Annotated in this window: 15 protein-coding genes; 11 read left to right on the top strand and 4 right to left on the bottom strand. The window is 75.1% G+C overall.

Features of this window, described 5'->3' with window-relative positions; all coding sequences use genetic code 11:
* Positions 1–24 precede the first annotated feature (24 nt).
* Positions 25–384: a hypothetical protein gene (locus tag QL983_RS02155; RefSeq protein ID WP_036313038.1), complete on the top strand. Its 360-nt coding sequence runs from the start codon at positions 25–27 to the stop codon at positions 382–384.
* Positions 385–418: 34 nt separating this feature from the next.
* Here the strand turns inward: QL983_RS02155 and QL983_RS02150 are convergent, their stop codons facing one another.
* A complete protein-coding gene (locus tag QL983_RS02150) occupies positions 419–1,741 on the bottom strand; it encodes an AI-2E family transporter (protein ID WP_036313036.1) in 1,323 nt (440 codons plus the stop codon).
* Between the two features lie 125 nt (positions 1,742–1,866).
* Here QL983_RS02150 and QL983_RS02145 point away from each other — a divergent pair, with 125 nt between their 5' ends.
* The 6 genes from QL983_RS02145 (at position 1,867) to QL983_RS02120 (ending at position 9,540) form a co-directional block, all read left to right on the top strand.
* Positions 1,867–2,823 carry a co-chaperone YbbN gene (locus QL983_RS02145; RefSeq protein ID WP_223247526.1) on the top strand — a complete coding sequence of 319 codons (957 nt, stop codon included), beginning with the start codon at positions 1,867–1,869 and terminating at the stop codon, positions 2,821–2,823.
* Positions 2,824–2,887: 64 nt separating this feature from the next.
* Complete coding sequence (locus tag QL983_RS02140; RefSeq protein WP_036313031.1) at positions 2,888–3,712, top strand: ABC transporter ATP-binding protein; 825 nt, start codon at positions 2,888–2,890, stop codon at positions 3,710–3,712.
* Positions 3,703–5,304 carry a Tat (twin-arginine translocation) pathway signal sequence gene (locus tag QL983_RS02135; protein ID WP_036313027.1) on the top strand — a complete coding sequence of 534 codons (1,602 nt, stop codon included), beginning with the start codon at positions 3,703–3,705 and terminating at the stop codon, positions 5,302–5,304. The genes QL983_RS02140 and QL983_RS02135 overlap by 10 nt, the downstream gene beginning before the upstream one ends.
* A gap of 23 nt (positions 5,305–5,327) precedes the next feature.
* Positions 5,328–5,672, top strand: coding sequence for a DUF3039 domain-containing protein (locus tag QL983_RS02130; protein ID WP_010079007.1), 345 nt, complete (start codon positions 5,328–5,330; stop codon positions 5,670–5,672).
* Positions 5,665–7,485 carry a DEAD/DEAH box helicase gene (locus QL983_RS02125; protein ID WP_080695844.1) on the top strand — a complete coding sequence of 607 codons (1,821 nt, stop codon included), beginning with the start codon at positions 5,665–5,667 and terminating at the stop codon, positions 7,483–7,485. Before QL983_RS02130 ends, QL983_RS02125 begins: the two co-directional genes overlap by 8 nt.
* Before the next feature lie 105 nt (positions 7,486–7,590).
* The gene (locus tag QL983_RS02120; RefSeq protein ID WP_036313024.1) at positions 7,591–9,540 is read left to right on the top strand and encodes a heavy metal translocating P-type ATPase; all 1,950 of its coding nucleotides are present in this window, start codon (positions 7,591–7,593) and stop codon (positions 9,538–9,540) included.
* 9 nt (positions 9,541–9,549) lie between these two features.
* On the opposite strand, the gene QL983_RS02115 is transcribed toward QL983_RS02120, so the two are convergent.
* The 3 genes from QL983_RS02115 to QL983_RS02105 all read right to left on the bottom strand — a co-directional run bounded on the left by QL983_RS02115 (position 9,550) and on the right by QL983_RS02105 (position 12,092).
* Complete coding sequence (locus tag QL983_RS02115) at positions 9,550–9,903, bottom strand: GNAT family N-acetyltransferase (RefSeq protein WP_036313021.1); 354 nt, start codon at positions 9,901–9,903, stop codon at positions 9,550–9,552.
* Between the two features lie 149 nt (positions 9,904–10,052).
* Positions 10,053–10,736, bottom strand: a complete 684-nt coding sequence (locus QL983_RS02110; protein WP_036313018.1) for an isochorismatase family protein — start codon at positions 10,734–10,736, stop codon at positions 10,053–10,055.
* Between the two features lie 3 nt (positions 10,737–10,739).
* On the bottom strand, positions 10,740–12,092 hold the full coding sequence (locus tag QL983_RS02105; protein WP_036313014.1) for a nicotinate phosphoribosyltransferase: 1,353 nt from the start codon (positions 12,090–12,092) through the stop codon (positions 10,740–10,742).
* Positions 12,093–12,156: 64 nt separating this feature from the next.
* Here QL983_RS02105 and clpS point away from each other — a divergent pair, with 64 nt between their 5' ends.
* From clpS to QL983_RS02085, 4 genes are read left to right on the top strand one after another with little or no spacing between them, the layout of a single operon-like run.
* Entirely contained in the window at positions 12,157–12,519 is a 363-nt protein-coding gene (clpS, locus tag QL983_RS02100; RefSeq protein WP_002857236.1) for an ATP-dependent Clp protease adapter ClpS, read from the top strand.
* An 8-nt stretch (positions 12,520–12,527) separates the two neighbouring features.
* A complete protein-coding gene (locus QL983_RS02095) occupies positions 12,528–13,295 on the top strand; it encodes a DUF2017 family protein (protein ID WP_036313009.1) in 768 nt (255 codons plus the stop codon).
* Positions 13,292–14,224, top strand: coding sequence for a glutamate racemase (gene murI / locus QL983_RS02090; protein ID WP_041103213.1), 933 nt, complete (start codon positions 13,292–13,294; stop codon positions 14,222–14,224). The genes QL983_RS02095 and murI overlap by 4 nt, the downstream gene beginning before the upstream one ends.
* The gene (locus QL983_RS02085; protein WP_041103211.1) at positions 14,221–15,036 is read left to right on the top strand and encodes an MBL fold metallo-hydrolase; all 816 of its coding nucleotides are present in this window, start codon (positions 14,221–14,223) and stop codon (positions 15,034–15,036) included. Before murI ends, QL983_RS02085 begins: the two co-directional genes overlap by 4 nt.
* Positions 15,037–15,049 lie beyond the last annotated feature (13 nt).

Genomic DNA, 15,049 nt, shown 5'->3' with positions numbered 1-15,049 from the left:
CCGCTCGTGTGTCAGCATGGGGACATGCCCCGTTCGAACCGTCCCCGCCGCTCGTCCGCGCCTCGGCGGAGCGAGCGCGGGGCCTCCGGCGTCTCCCGGCGGTCCCGGCCGTCGCCGGGGCGGTCCGACCCGCTCGAGGAGCTCCTCGGCCTGGACGCGGGCTACTCGCGCCAGTCCGGGTCCGACGGCGGATGGCACGTCCGGCAGATCCCCGCGTGGCGCGCGGTGAAGGACTACATGTGCCCTGGCTGCGGTCGGGTGATCCGGCAGGGCCAGGCGCACCTCGTGGCCTGGCGCGCGGACTGGATCATGGGGGACGAGGACGCGGGGGCGGACCGGCGGCACTGGCACCCGGTGTGCTGGCGCACCCGCCCGGGCCGCTGACCGCGACGGTCCGGGCCGCGCCGCCGTCGTGGGCCTACCGGGCGTCCTGGCGGGGGATGAAGACCTCGCGGACCAGCAGCAGCAGCGCGACGGCGAGCGGGATCGCCATGAGGGCGCCGAGGACGCCGAGCAGCGCGCCTCCGGCGATCACCGCGATCACGGCCACGGCCGCCGGCACGGACACCGCGCGTGCCATGACGCGCGGCGAGATGACGTAGGCCTCGATCTGCAGGTAGACGAAGTAGATGGCCGCGAACACGGCGGCGGTCTGCCACGAGGTCAGCAGGCTCACGAGGGTCAGCAGCGTGCCGCCGATCGCGGCGCCCACCAGCGGGATGAACGCCATGAAGGCGGCGATCGCGGCGAGCAGGACGGCGAAGGGGGCGCCGGCGATGGCCAGCGCCGTGAACGCCACCGCGCCGTTGAGGGCGGCCACGAAGGACTGGCCCATCACGTAGTGGCCGACCGAGGAGGTGATCTGCTCGGACAGCGCCTCGATCCGGGGCCGGCGCGAACGCGGTGCGAGCCGGTAGGCCCAGTACTTCATGTGCGGCAGGGAGGAGAGGAAGTACAGCGTCAGCACGACCACCACGAGCACCGAGAAGACGGCGTTCAGCACGGTCTGGCCGAAGCCGAGGAGCCCGCCGAACAGGTCGGTGACGGCGACGCCGTCGGCGGCGAGGCGCTCGGTCTGGGCGCGAACGGCCTCCTGGAGGTGGAACTCCTCGTCGAGCTGCACGAACCACTCGGCGGTCATCACCCCGTCGATGATGGCCGGCAGGTCCTGGACCAGCTGCGTGGACTGCTCGATCACCGTGGGGACCAGGAGGGCGACGAACGCCCCGGCCACGGCGGCCAGGCCGAGCGCGGCCGTGAGCACGCCGACCCACCGGGGCGCGCCCCAGGACTCGACCCGGCGCACCAGCGGATCCAGGCCCAGGGCGATGAACAGGGCCGCGGCGATCCACACGATGAGCTGTCCGTTCGTGCGCAACACCGAGACGACGCCGATGGCCAGGGCCACGCCCACCGCGAGCAGGAAGCCGGTCAGCACGGGGGACTCGAGAGCCACGGCCGCGACCGCCGGATCCTCGGCGCCGTCGACGGGGACCGACTCGGGGTCCACCCGGTCCTCCTCGAGGAAGGGTCGGCGCCGCCGCAGGACGGAGCCCAGGCGGGGCAGTCGACGACGCCCGGCGGGCGTCGGCCCGTGCGACGGCGGCGCGGCGGCCACCCCGACCGGCTCCACGGGGACGCCGGCCACGGGCGGCTGCTCGGCGCCCTCGGGCTCGGCCGGGCCACGGACGTCGGCGACGCCGGCGACGTCCGGGCCGGATGCGGTCTCCTTCTCCTCCACGCGCTCAGCGTACGTCAGGGCCCCGGCCTGACCGCGCCGCGCCCGGGAGGCTACCGTGGGGCCCAGTGACAACGCCCCTCGCCCCGGCGACGGGGCGGCCCCGGACCGGAAGGATCGTGACCGACGTGACCGCCCAGCCCCCCTCCGACGCCCCGTCCCACCTGCGCGGCGCCGTCGACCTGTCCTCGCTCGGCACCCCGGCCCCGGCCGGGCGCACCGCGCCGGGGGCCGACGCCGGCGCCGGCGGCGGCTCGTGGGTGATCGCGGACGCCGACCAGGGTCTGCTGCAGCAGCTGGTCCAGCTCTCCGCCCAGGTGCCGGTGCTGCTGCACCTGCACGTGCCCGGGGATGCGGCGAGCGAGGCGCTCTACCGCCAGTTCGCGGACGCGGCCGACGCCCAGGCGGGACGGCTCGTGCTCGCGCGTCTGGACGTGGCGAAGGAGCCCGCAGTGCTGCAGGCGCTCGGCCTGGGGGCCGGCCCCGCGGTCATGGCCGTGGTGGCGGGGCAGCCGGTGCCGCTGGTCAATCAGGAGGTGCCGGAGGAGACGCTGCGCCAGCTCATGGGGGAGATCCTCGAGGTGGCCCGTCAGAACGGCGTCGCCGGCACCGTGCCCCCCGTCGCCCCGGCGCGCCAGGACGCCGACGCCGCGGCTGCGGAGGCTCCGCCCGTGCCGCCGCTGCACCGGGCCGCCCATGAGGCCCTCGCCGCCGACGACCTGCCCGGGGCCGTCTCGGCGTGGGAGGCGGCGCTGGCCGACAGCCCCGCGGACGCCGTGGCCCAGCAGGGCCTGTCCGCGGCCCGCCTCATGCTGCGCACCCGTGACGCCGACGCTGCGGCGGTGCGCGCGGCCGCCGCGGACGGCCCGGACGACGTCGCCGCCCAGCTCGCCGTCGCCGACCTGGACGTGCTCGGTGGCCACGTGGAGGACGCCTTCGCCCGGCTCGTGCGGTTCATCGCCCTCCACCCCGGCGACGACCGGGAGACGGCGCGCGCCCACCTCGTGGACCTCTACACCGTGGTGGGCACGGACGACCCCCGTGTGCAGGCCTCGCGGCGTCGGCTGGCCGCAGCGCTGTTCTGAGGGACCCACAGTTCATCCCTGAGGAGGACGCCGTGTCCGCCTGACGGTGGGTAACGTCCCAGGCATGACTCCGCATGCGCCCGAGCCTGCCCCCGCCCACCTGGCGGCCGCCGCCCGTCGGCGTGCGGCCGACGCCCCCGATCCGGACCTCGCCCTCGTCACGCGCGGGCTGACCCAGCGGTTCGGGGACAAGCTGGCGCTGGACGCGCTGGACCTGGACGTCCCGGCCGGATCGTTCTTCGGGGTGGTCGGGCCCAACGGGGCGGGCAAGACCACGGCCCTGTCGATGGCCACCGGGCTGCTGCGCCCGGACCACGGCCGCGCCTGGATCCACGGCGTCGACGTGTGGGAGCAGCCCCTCGAGGCCAAGCGACGGGTCGGCGTGCTCGCCGACGGCGTGCGCACCTTCGACCGCCTCACGGGCACGCAGCTCGTGACCTACGCCGGGCTGCTGCATGGCCTCGACGCGGACACCGTGGCCGAGCGGACCGCGGACCTGCTGCGGGTGATGGACCTGGAGGACGCCGGCCGCAAGCTCGTGGCCGACTACTCCGCCGGCATGACCAAGAAGGTGTCCCTGGCGGCCGCCATGGTCCACGCCCCGGACCTGCTCGTCCTGGACGAGCCGTTCGAGGCCGTGGACCCGGTCTCCGCCGCGAACATCCGGGACATCCTGCACTCGTACGTGGAGCGGGGCGGCACCGTGATCGTCTCGAGCCACGTGATGGACCTCGTCCAGCGCATGTGCACCCACGTCGCCGTGATCGCGGCCGGGACGCTGCGGGCCGCCGGCACGCTCGAGGAGGTCCGGGACGGGCGCGACCTCGAGGACCGCTTCGTGGACCTCGTCGGCGGCCGCCACGGCTCGGAGGGGCTGGCATGGCTCTGACGCTCGTCCGACTGCGCTGGACGCTGACCCTGAACCAGTGGCGGCGGTCCCCGTTCACCCTGGTGATGAGCGTGCTCGGCGCGCTGTACGTGCTCGGCATGGCCGCCGTGGCGGTGACGCTGCTCGTCACGGGCCTGCCCGCCCTGCCGGACGAGGCCCGCGGCGCCACGACCGTGCTGGCCGCCGCCGTCGTGGTGCTCGCCTGGCTCGTCATCCCGCCGTTCGTCACGGGCGTGGACGCCACCCTCGACCCGCACAGCTTCGTGCTCTTCCCCGTCCCGGCCCGCACCCTCATCGCCGGTCTGGTCCTGAGCGCCTTCACGACGCCGGTCGGGCTCGCCACGCTGGCCGTGCTGGTGGGCCTGGGGGCCAGCTGGTGGGACCGGCCGGCCGCGCTGGCGGCGGGCCTGGCCGGGGGCGCGCTGACCGCGGTGACCGCCGTGGCGATCGGCTCCGGCCTCGCCGGCCTCCTGGCCGCCTACGCGAGCCGGCGTCGGGTGCGGGACGTCGTCTCCGTCCTGCTGTTCATCCCGCTCATGCTCGGCGGCGTCGCCCTCTCGCAGGCCATCGCGTCGTTCGAGGACTTCCTGGCGATCGCGCCCCAGGTCGCCCGCGGCGCGGCGTGGACCCCGTTCGGGGCGGGCCCCGCCGCGGCGTGGGCGGCCGCCGAGGGCCGCGGCGCCGCCGTCGCGCTCCACCTCGCGGTGGCGGCGGCCTGGTGCCTGGCCGCCCTGGCCCTGTGGCACCTGGCCGTGCGCCGCACCGTGGAGCCGGTGGCCGTGGGCGGCGGTCGGTCCCGCCGCGTCGCCGCGGGAGCGGACCCGATGCCGCTGCGCTGGCTGGGCCGACGGGCCACGGGCCCGCGCACCGCGATCGCGGCCCGCGCCCAGCGCTACTGGCTGGCCGATCCGCGGTACGCGGCCGGGCTCATCATCATCCCGCTCATGGCCGTCCTGCTGTGGTTCACCGGGGGCATGGCCGCGGAGGGGGGTCCCGGACTGGGCCTGCTGCTGATCCTCGGGCCGATCACCGCCTGGTCCCTGGCCTACTCGATCTCCGCGGACATCGCCTACGACCACACGGCGTTCCACCTGCAGGTCGTCTCGGGCGTGCGGGGCGTGGACGACCGCTGGGGCCGGGTCCTGGGCCTGGCGGGCTGGGGCGTGCCGATGATCCTGCTCGTGACGACGGCGACGGTGGCGGCGGCGGGGGACTGGTCCCTGCTGGCGCCGATGCTGGGCCTGGCCCTCGGCCTGTTCGGGACGACCGCCGGGCTGTCCGCGTTCGTCTCCGCCCGCTTCGTCTACCCGGTTCCGAAGCCGGGGGACAGCCCGTTCGCGACGCCGCAGGGCGCGGCCATGCGCACGATGCTCGTCCAGGGCGCCGCGATGCTGGTCAGCCTGGCGCTCGCGGTGCCGTTCCTGGTGCCCTTCGTCGTCCGGCTCGTCACCGGGGCCGCCGTGTGGGGGTGGGTGACGGTGGCGCTCGGGCTCGCGTGGGGCGCCGTCGCGCTGTGGCTGGGTGTGCGCCTGGGGGCGCGCTGGTACGACCGCGCGCAGGCCGAGACCTACCAGGCCGTGGCCGCCTTCTGAGGGGCGCGGCTAGACTGGCCCGCATGAGTGTGACCGGCGAACCCGACCTGAACGACCCCTTCGCGCCCGCCGGCGGCGGCACGTCCGTCCTCGAGCGTGAGGAGCTGCGCCAGGAGATCGAGCCGGGCGACCACGAGCGCTTCGCCCACTACGTCCGCAAGGAGAAGATCACGGAGTCCGCCGTCACCGGTGCCCCCGTGATCGCCCTGTGCGGCAAGGTGTGGGTGCCGGGCCGGGACCCGAACAAGTTCCCCGTGTGCCCCACGTGCAAGGAGATCTACGAGGGCCTGCGCGAGCCGCAGGACGGCGGCGACGGCGACGGCGGCGGCAAGCGCGGTGGCTGGTTCGGAGGCCGCGGCCGTGGCTGACGGCCGCTCCCTGACGAGCGGCACCCCGGACGGCAGCGTCCAGCACGACCTGTTCCACATCGGCGAGGACCTTCCCCCCGCCATGCCCGAGCGCGCGGCGTGGGGGACGGCCCCCAAGCTGCGCCAGTGGCAGCAGGAGGCGCTGGAGCGCTACCTCCAGACCGCCCCGCAGGACTTCCTGGCGGTCGCGACCCCCGGCGCGGGCAAGACGACGTTCGCGCTGCGCGTGGCCAAGATCCTCCTGGACTCCGGCGTCGTGCAACGGCTGACCGTCGTCGCGCCCACGGACCACCTCAAGCGCCAGTGGGCGGACAACGCCGCGCGCGTCGGCATCGCCATCGACCCGAACTTCAAGAACGCCGACGGGCGGCACGGCGCCGAGTACCGCGGGGTGGCGCTGACGTACGCCCAGGTGGCGAACAAGCCCGTCCTGCACCGCAACCGCACCGAGGCCGCCAAGACGCTGGTGATCCTGGACGAGATCCACCACGGCGGCGACGCCCTGAGCTGGGGCGAGGGCATCCGTGAGGCGTTCGAGCCGGCCACGCGGCGGCTGTCCCTGACCGGCACGCCCTTCCGCTCGGATACCGCCTCCATCCCCTTCGTCCGCTACGAGCTCGGCCAGGACGGCATCGAGCGCTCCAAGGCCGACTACACGTACGGCTACGGGCCGGCGCTGCGCGACCACGTGGTCCGCCCCGTGATCTTCATGGCCTACTCGGGCCAGATGCGCTGGAAGACCTCCACCGGCGAGGTCATGGAGGCCCAGCTCGGCGAGGCCGCCACGAAGGACATCACCGCCTCCGCCTGGCGGACCGCGCTGGACCCGGCGGGAGAGTGGATCCCCTCGGTGCTGCGCGCTGCGGACCGCCGGCTCACCGAGGTGCGCCGCAACGTCCCCGACGCCGGCGGTCTCGTGATCGCCACGGACCACCAGGACGCGCGCGCGTACGCCGCGCAGCTCGAAGCGCTGACCGGCCAGCGGCCGGCCGTGATCCTCTCGGACGACAAGGGGGCCTCGGATCGCATCGAGGAGTTCGCCGCGTCGGACGAGCGGTGGATGGTGGCGGTGCGCATGGTGTCCGAGGGCGTGGACGTGCCCCGCCTGTGCGTGGGCGTGTACGCCACGTCCACGTCCACGCCCCTGTTCTTCGCCCAGGCCGTGGGCCGCTTCGTGCGCTCCCGCCGGCGTGGGGAGACCGCCTCGGTGTTCCTGCCGTCCGTGCCCGCGCTCATGCTGCTGGCCAACGAGATGGAGCTCGAGCGGGACCACGCGCTGGACCGCAAGGAGGGCGCCGTCGAGGTCGAGGACCTCGAGGACGCCCCCGAGGAGGACCTCATCGCGGAGGCCAACCGGGCCGAGAGCGGCTCGGACGCGCTGACGCGGGAGAAGTTCGAGGCCCTCGAGTCCCGGGCGAGCTTCGACAAGGTGCTCTTCGACGGCGGCGAGTTCGGCCTCGGCGGCGCCGTCGGCTCGGAGGAGGAGCAGGACTTCCTCGGCATCCCGGGCCTGCTGGACGCCGAGCAGGTCTCCGCCCTGCTGCGGCAGCGGCAGGCCGAGCAGATCCAGCGCCGGCCGCGTGCGCAGGCGGCCGAGCCCGCCGACGTCGTGGACCACCGGCGGATGAAGGAGCTGCGCTCCGAGCTGTCCAAGACGGTGTCCGCCTGGGCGGCCCGTTCCGGCCAGCCGCACGGGGTGATCCACAACCGCCTGCGGGAGATCTCCGGCGGCCCCGCCGTGGCCCAGGCCTCCCGCGAGCAGCTGGAGAAGCGGCTGAGCACCCTGCGCGGGTGGTTCGTCGGCCGGACCTGAGGTCCGCCGGGAGCGCGGGGGCGCCCGCGGGCCGAGGTTCGCCTCCCCTGGCTGGCACCCGGCACGGGGACGGGCTGGAATGGGGGCACGATGTCAGGAGTCGCCATGCCCGTGTCCGCCCCGTCCCCGTCGTCGTCGCGCCCCGCCGTCCTCGGCTTCGCCGCGCGGTACCCGTGGGTGCTCGCGACGCTGGTCGTCGTCGCCCTCACCCTCGGCCTGCACCTGGCGGGGGCGGAGGATCCGGCGCGCTGGATCGCCTCGGCGTATGCCCTGGTGGTGGCCGCGTGGACCTCGGTGGGCATGGTCAGGGACCTGATGCGCGGGCACTGGGGTGTGGACATCCTCGCCGTCACCGCGATCGTCGCCACCGTGCTGGTGGGGGAGCACCTCGCCGCCGTGCTCGTCTGCCTGATGCTCACCGGTGGGGAGGCCCTCGAGGACTACGCGGCCGGCCGCGCTCGGCGGGATCTGTCCGCCCTGCTGGACCGCGCCCCGCAGCGCGCGCATCGCCTGGGCCCGGACGGCTCCGTGGAGGACGTGCCGGTGGAGGAGGTGCGTGCCGGCGACCGGCTCCTGGTGCGTCCCGCCGAGGTGCTTCCCGTGGACGGCACCGTGGCTTCCGCCGAGGACGGCGGGGAGGTCGCCGTGGACCTGGACGAGTCCTCCCTGACCGGCGAGTCCCTGCCCGTCACGCACCGCACCGGCTCGGCCGTGATGTCCGGCGCGCTCAACGGCACCCGCGCCTTCGTGCTCGAGGCGACCGCCTCCGCGGCCGACTCGCAGTACGCGGCCATCGTCTCCCTCGTGCAGCAGGCGGCCGAGTCCCGCGCCCCCATGGTGCGCCTGGCCGACCGCTACGCCGTGCCGTTCACCGCCGTCGCCTACCTGATCGCCGGCCTGGCCTGGTGGCTGTCCCAGGACCCGGTCCGCTTCGCCGAGGTGCTCGTGGTGGCCACGCCGTGTCCGCTGCTCATCGCCGCTCCGGTGGCCTTCCTCGGCGGCATGTCCCGCGCCGCCACGTCCGGGGTGATCGTGAAGTCGGGTGGGACCATCGAGGCCCTCGGCTCCGTGCAGACCGTGGGCTTCGACAAGACCGGCACCCTCACCGCCGGCCGCCCCGAGCTGGTCGGCGTGCGCCCGGCCGCCGGCTTCGCCCAGGACGAGCTGCTGCGCCTGGCCGCCTCCGCCGAGCAGTACTCCGTGCACGTGCTCGCCGACGCCATCCGCGCGGCGGCCGAGGAGCGCGGGCTGTCCCTGGCGACCGCGCAGGATGCCACGGAGGAGGCCACCCACGGGGTCGTGGCGGTGCTCGAGGGTCGGCGCGTCGTCGTCGGCAAGCGCGCCTACGTCACGCAGGCCGCCCCGGACACCGTCACCGCCGACCTCGCCCCCGGTCAGTCCGCCGTCTACGTGGCCGTGGACGGCGCCTTCGCCGGCGTCCTGCTGCTGGCCGACCGCATCCGCCCCGAGTCCGCCGCCACCGTGCAGGCGCTCCACCGCCTCGGCGCACGACAGGTCCTCATGCTCACCGGCGACGCCGAGGCCACCGGACGGCACATCGCCAGGGAGGCGGGCATCGACGAGGTCCACGCGGACCTGCTGCCCGCGGACAAGGTCCGCCTGCTCTCCGAGCGCCCGGAGCGCCCGGTGATGATGGTCGGCGACGGCGTCAACGACGTCCCCGTGCTCGCCGCCGCGGACGTGGGCGTGGCCATGGGCGCCCGCGGCTCGACCGCCGCCTCCGAGTCCGCCGACGTGGTGGTGCTCGCCGACGACGTCTCCAAGGTCGCCGTCGCCGTGGCCGCCGGCCAGCGCACCCTGCAGGTGGCCACGCAGTCGATCTGGGTCGGCATCGCGCTCTCCCTGGTCCTGATGGTCATCGCCGCCACGGGCGCCATCCCGGCTCTGGTCGGCGCGCTGTTCCAGGAGCTCGTGGACGTCGTGGCCATCGTCAACGCGCTGCGCGCCATGAAGCCCGGCCCGCACGAGGCCGAGCGGCTCGGCGATCTCGCCGCCGCCCCCGCCCGGGGGGAGCGGCAGGCCGTGTCGGCCTGAGCGCCGGGCTCAGCCGTCCCGGGACTGGAAGCGCACGAAGGCGCGCAGCTCGTCACCCTCCACGTCACGGGACTCGCGGAATCCATGGGCCTCGTAGAAGGCGCGCTGGCGCTCCTCGGTGTCCGTGAGCAGCACGTGCTGACGCACCTGGCCGAACCGGGCGAAAACGCGGCGCAGCAGCTCGGAGGCGATGCCGCGGCGCTGGTGCCCCGGATCCACGAGGATGTCCTGCAGGTAGGCGATGGTGTGGCCGTCGGAGACCACGCGGGCCAGACCGACCAGACGGCCGCCGTCGGCGGCGGGGATCACCCCGGAGAGGTAGCGGATGCCGTCCCGGTCTGCGGCGATGGGGGAGTCGGTCATGGCTGCTCTCCTCGTCTGCGTCGGGCACCGGCTCCGGCACGCCCGCCGGGGCCGCGTGCCTCCATCATGCCGCATCGAGTGACATTCGTCACTGTCTCGGCGTGCGGCGCCTCAGAGGCGACGCCGGTGCCGCTCGGGGCCGAACCCGCTCACGAGGTCGCCAGGATGGCCCCGGCGGCCTCCATCTCGTGGAGCGCGGCCTGGGCGGCCGCCTCGTCGACGCCGGCCACCAGGTCGGTCAGCACGGTGACCTCGTAGCCGGCGTCGAGGGCGTCGAGCACGGTGGCGCGCACGCAGTGGTCCGTGGCGATGCCCACCACGGTGATCGCGTCCACGCCCTGCTCACGGAGCCACTCGTCGAGGCCGGGGGCGCCGGACTCGACGGCGGCCGCGGCCACGGCGGTGGCCCCGTACGGGCCGACGGTCCCGGAGGGGCGCTCGCCCGCGGCCCCGGTCGGGACGGCGTCGGGCTCGCCGAGGGCGCCGTCGAAGCCGGAGTAGGCGTCCGTGTGCAGGCCCTTGAGGAACTCGGCGTCGAGGTGCTCGGCGTCCAGGTCGGGATGCAGCTCGGCGCCGGCGGTGCCGGCCACGCAGTGCACCGGCCAGGTGGTGCGGAAATCCGGCTCGGCGCCGGTGGCCGCGGCGAAGTGCGTGCCCGGGTCGACGTGCCAGTCGCGCGTGGCTGCCACGGACGCGTAGGCGTCCGCGTGCTCGGCCAGGTGCTCGCTGACCCCGGCCGCGACGGCGGCGCCGCCGGTCACGCCGAGGGCGCCGCCCTCGCAGAAGTCGTTCTGCACGTCCACGATCACCAGGGCGCGGTTCAGGTTCTCCATGGGTCAGTCCTCCAGGAAGATGGTCGGGATGGCGGGGTCGCCCGGCTGCAGGCGGCCCACCGAGGCGGGCAGCTCGCGCAGGGAGGCGGCGTGCCGCTCGGCGGCGCGGGTGACGGCCTCGGGGCCGGTCCAGCCCTCGGCCAGCTCGCCGGCGTGCACGAAACGGTGCAGCAGGGGACGGTCGTCGGCGTCGGGCGCGGCGCCGCGGTTGACGCCGATCACCTCGGCGGTGGCCCGGCCCCGCGGGTCGCGGCGGCGCGCGGCCTCCTTGCGGCCGCCCCGGCTGGCCTTGCCGGAACTGGCCTTGGCCACGTCCACCCACGTGCCGTCGTCGTCCTGGCGGGCCACGAGCTTGTAGACCATGGAGGCGGTGGGCGCGCCGGACCCGGTGACCAGGCGCGTGCCCACGCCGTACGAGCTGACGGGGGCGGAGCGCAGGGCGGCGATCGCGTACTCGTCCAGGTCCGAGGTGACCATGATCCCGGTCTCGGTGTTGCCCAGCTCGTCGAGCAGCTCGCGCACGCGGTGGGCCTGGATCACGAGGTCGCCGGAGTCGACCCGGACGTTCCGCAGGGCCGGGCCGGCAACCTCGACCGCGGTGCGCACGCCCTGCTCCACGTCATACGTGTCCACGAGGAGGGTGGTGTCCGCCCCGAGCGCGGCGACCTGGGCCTCGAAGGCGGCGCGCTCCGAGTCGTGCAGCAGGGTGAAGGAGTGGGCGGCGGTGCCGACGGTCGGGATGCCGTACCGGCGGCCCGCCTCGAGGTTCGAGGTGGCGGTGAAGCCCGCGATGGCCGCGGCGCGGGCGGCGGCCACGGCAGACTCCTCGTGCGTGCGGCGCGAGCCCATCTCGGCGCACGGGCGGCCGTCCGCGACGGCCGTCATGCGGGAGGCTGCGGAGGCCACGGCGGAGTCGTAGTTGTAGATGGAGAGCAGGTAGGTCTCCAGGATGCACGCCTCGGCGAACGTCGACTCCACCTGCAGGAGGGGGGAGTGCGGGAAGTAGGCCTCGCCCTCGGCGTAGCCCACGATGTCACCCGTGAACTCGTAGTCGGCGAGCCAGGCCAGCGTGGCGTCGTCGAGGGCGGTGGTGTCCGCGAGGAAGTCGAGCTCGGGCGTGTCGAACCGGAAGCGGGACAGGCCCTCCAGCGCGCGGCCCACGCCGGCCACCACGCCGTAGCGGCGGCCGCTGGGCAGGCGTCGGGTGAACAGCTCGAAGCGGGAGCGGCGGTGCGCGGTGCCGGCCTTCAGCGCGGCCTGGAGCATGGTCAGCTCGTAGTGGTCGGTCATCAGCGCCGTGGGGATCTGCCAGTCGTCGGCGGTCCGCGGGGCGCTGGGCACGGGGTTCTGGCTCACGCCCCCACCCTAGTGGACCGTGGCGGGGCCGGTCCTGGCCCGCCCGCCTCGTACACTGGGGCGCATGTCCGTGCTGACCCGCCACGATCCGTCCGCGCCGCGCGCCGTGCGTCCGGCGCCGGGTGAGTCCGTCCCCGCCGGCGCCACCGACACCGCCCTGCTGGAGCGGCCTCACGAGGACACAGCCCGGGACCGGCCGTGGAACGTGGTGGTGTGGAACGACCCGGTGAACCTGATGAGCTACGTGGCCTACGTGTTCCGCACCCACTTCGGCTACTCCGCGGCCAAGGCGCAGCGGCTCATGCTCGAGGTCCACGAGCGGGGCCGGTCCGTGGTGGCGACGGGCACCAAGGAGAAGGCCGAGCTGCACGTGGGCGCGATGCACGGCTACGGGCTGTGGGCCACGCTGGAGCAGGCGGAGGACTGAGGAGGGGCATGGCAGAACGGTTCCGCTGGACGCGGCGGGGGTACACGGCGCAGCTGGAGCTGCCGGAGGTGCGCCTGCTGCGCGGGCTGGTCAGGGACGTCGTCGCCCTGCTCGAGGGCCGACGCGCGGACGTGCGCCCCGCCGAGGCGGACCCCGCCGAGGCCCCGGCCGCCGAGGACGGCGTCGACACGCCCGAAGATCCCCCGGCGGCGCCGCCGTCCGTGTCCGCCGCGCAGGACGCGGGCCCCGTGGCCGGGCTGGACGCGTCCGACGCCGCGTTCTGGGGGCTGGTCTCCGGGCTGCACCTGAGCCAGGACCCGGAGCCGCAGCGTTCGGCCCCCACCGACCCGGCCGTCGCACGCCTCCTGCCGGATGCGATGCCCCAGGCCGGCGCCGCCGAACAGGGCGCCCACCGGGCCCTGACCGAGGACGCCCTGTCGGAGGGGAAGCTCGCGGACGCGCGCCTGGCACTCGAGCTGCTGCGCTCGACGCGCGTGGAGGTCCCGCACGACCAGGCGCCGGCCTTCGGCCGCGCGCTCAACGACGTGCGCCTCGTCCTCGCGGCCCGCCTGGGCGTCGAGACCGAGGAGGACGCCGCCCGCGTGCACGCCGTGGACGACTGGCGCAGCGCGGAGGACGTCGAGTCCACCATGGCCCTGCTCTACAACTTCACCTCGTGGCTGCTGGAGACGCTCATGACGGAGATGCTCAGCGAGCTGCCCGAGGGCTCGGACGAGTCCGCGCCGGGCGCCGGGGACGCGGAGGGCGAGCAGTGAGCGGCCAGCGCGCCGCCGTGGACGCCGCCGCGCCGATCGGCGTGTTCGACTCGGGCGTGGGCGGGCTGACCGTGGCCCGGGCGATCATGGACCAGCTGCCCCACGAGTCCATCCTCTACGTGGGCGACACGGAGCACTCGCCGTACGGCCCGCGGCCCATCGCCGAGGTACGGGCCCTCGCCCTGGCGATCATGGACGAGCTCGTCGCGCGCGGCGTCAAGGCGCTCGTGATCGCGTGCAACTCCGCGTCGGCCGCCGTGCTGCGCGACGCCCGCGAGCGCTACACGGGAGGCCACGGCATCCCCGTGATCGAGGTGATCCAGCCCGCCGTGCGCCGCGCCGTGGCAGCCACCCGCACGGGCCGGATCGGTGTGATCGGCACCGAGGCGACCGTCGGGTCCCGCGCCTACGAGGACTCGTTCTCGGCCGCCCCGCACCTCGAGATCACCTCGGTCGCGTGCCCGCGGTTCGTGGAGTTCGTGGAGGCCGGCATCACCACCGGCCCCGAACTGCTGGAGACCGCCCGGGAGTACACGGCCCCGCTGCGTGCGGCGGGCGTGGACACCCTCGTGCTGGGATGCACCCACTACCCGCTGCTGACCGGCGCGCTCTCCCTCGTGATGGGGGAGGACGTCACGCTCGTCTCCTCCGCGGAGGAGACCGCCAAGGACCTCTACCGGGAGCTGGTCCGCCTCGGCCTCGAGCACCCCCACTCGGCCGCGGGCTCCGGCCAGGCCACCCGCCACCGCTTCGCCGCCACCGGCGACCCCGACCACTTCCAGGCCCTCGCGCGCCGCTTCCTCGGACCCGAGGTCGAGTCCGTGCGACGCCTGGAGACGATCGGCGCGCCCCGCCCCGCGGCCGCGCCGGTCCCGACGCGCTCGGCGGCCTCCGTCCGGCCGGGCCCCGAGCAGGAGGGTGTGACGTGAAGCTGACCATCATCGGGGCCTCCGGGTCCTTCCCCGGCCCGGGCTCGCCCGCCTCGTGCTACCTCCTCACCGCCGAGGGCGTGGCCGAGGACGGCGTCACCCCGCGCACGTGGCGGATCCTGCTCGACCTCGGCAACGGCGCCCTCGGCGTGCTGCAGCGCTACGTCGAGCTCGAGGACCTGGACGGCATCCTGCTCTCCCACCTGCACCCGGACCACTTCATGGACCTGTGCGGGATGCACGTGGCCATCCGCTGGAACCCGGCCGGCTGGGGACGCGGCCGGCTGCCCGTCTACGGACCCGCCGGCACCGCCGACCGCATCGCCGAGGCGTACGGGATGGACCCCGAGCCGGGGATGCACCAGGACTTCGAGTTCCGGTGCTGGGCCGCCGGCCGCCCCGAGCGGCTCGGTCCGTTCCGGTTCACCCCGGTCCCCGTGCGCCATCCCATCGACGAGGCCTACGCGATCCGGGTCGAGGTGGACCGCGTCGACGACGACGGCGACGTCACCACCCGCGTGCTCACCTACTCCGGGGACACCGACGCGTGTGAGGGGCTCGTCGAGGCCGCGCGGGACGCGGACGTGTTCCTGTGCGAGGCCGCCTTCCACGAGGGCCGGGACGACGGCATCGACGGCGTCCACCTGACCGGCCGACGGGCCGGCGAGACGGCGGCGCAGGCCGGGGCCCGGAAGCTGCTGCTCACACACCTGCCGGTGTGGAACGATCCGCAGCGCGCCGTCCAGGAGGCCCGCGCGGTGTACGACGGCCCGCTGGCCGTCGCCGTCTCGGGGCTGAGCTACGGCGTCTGAGGGCGTGCCTAGA

The organism is Micrococcus sp. APC 4021 (assembly GCF_030407635.1).
Classification (GTDB): Bacteria; Actinomycetota; Actinomycetes; order Actinomycetales; family Micrococcaceae; genus Micrococcus; species Micrococcus luteus.
The sequence above is the reverse complement of the archived record's forward strand: the minus strand, read 5'-3'. Positions and strand labels throughout refer to the sequence as shown.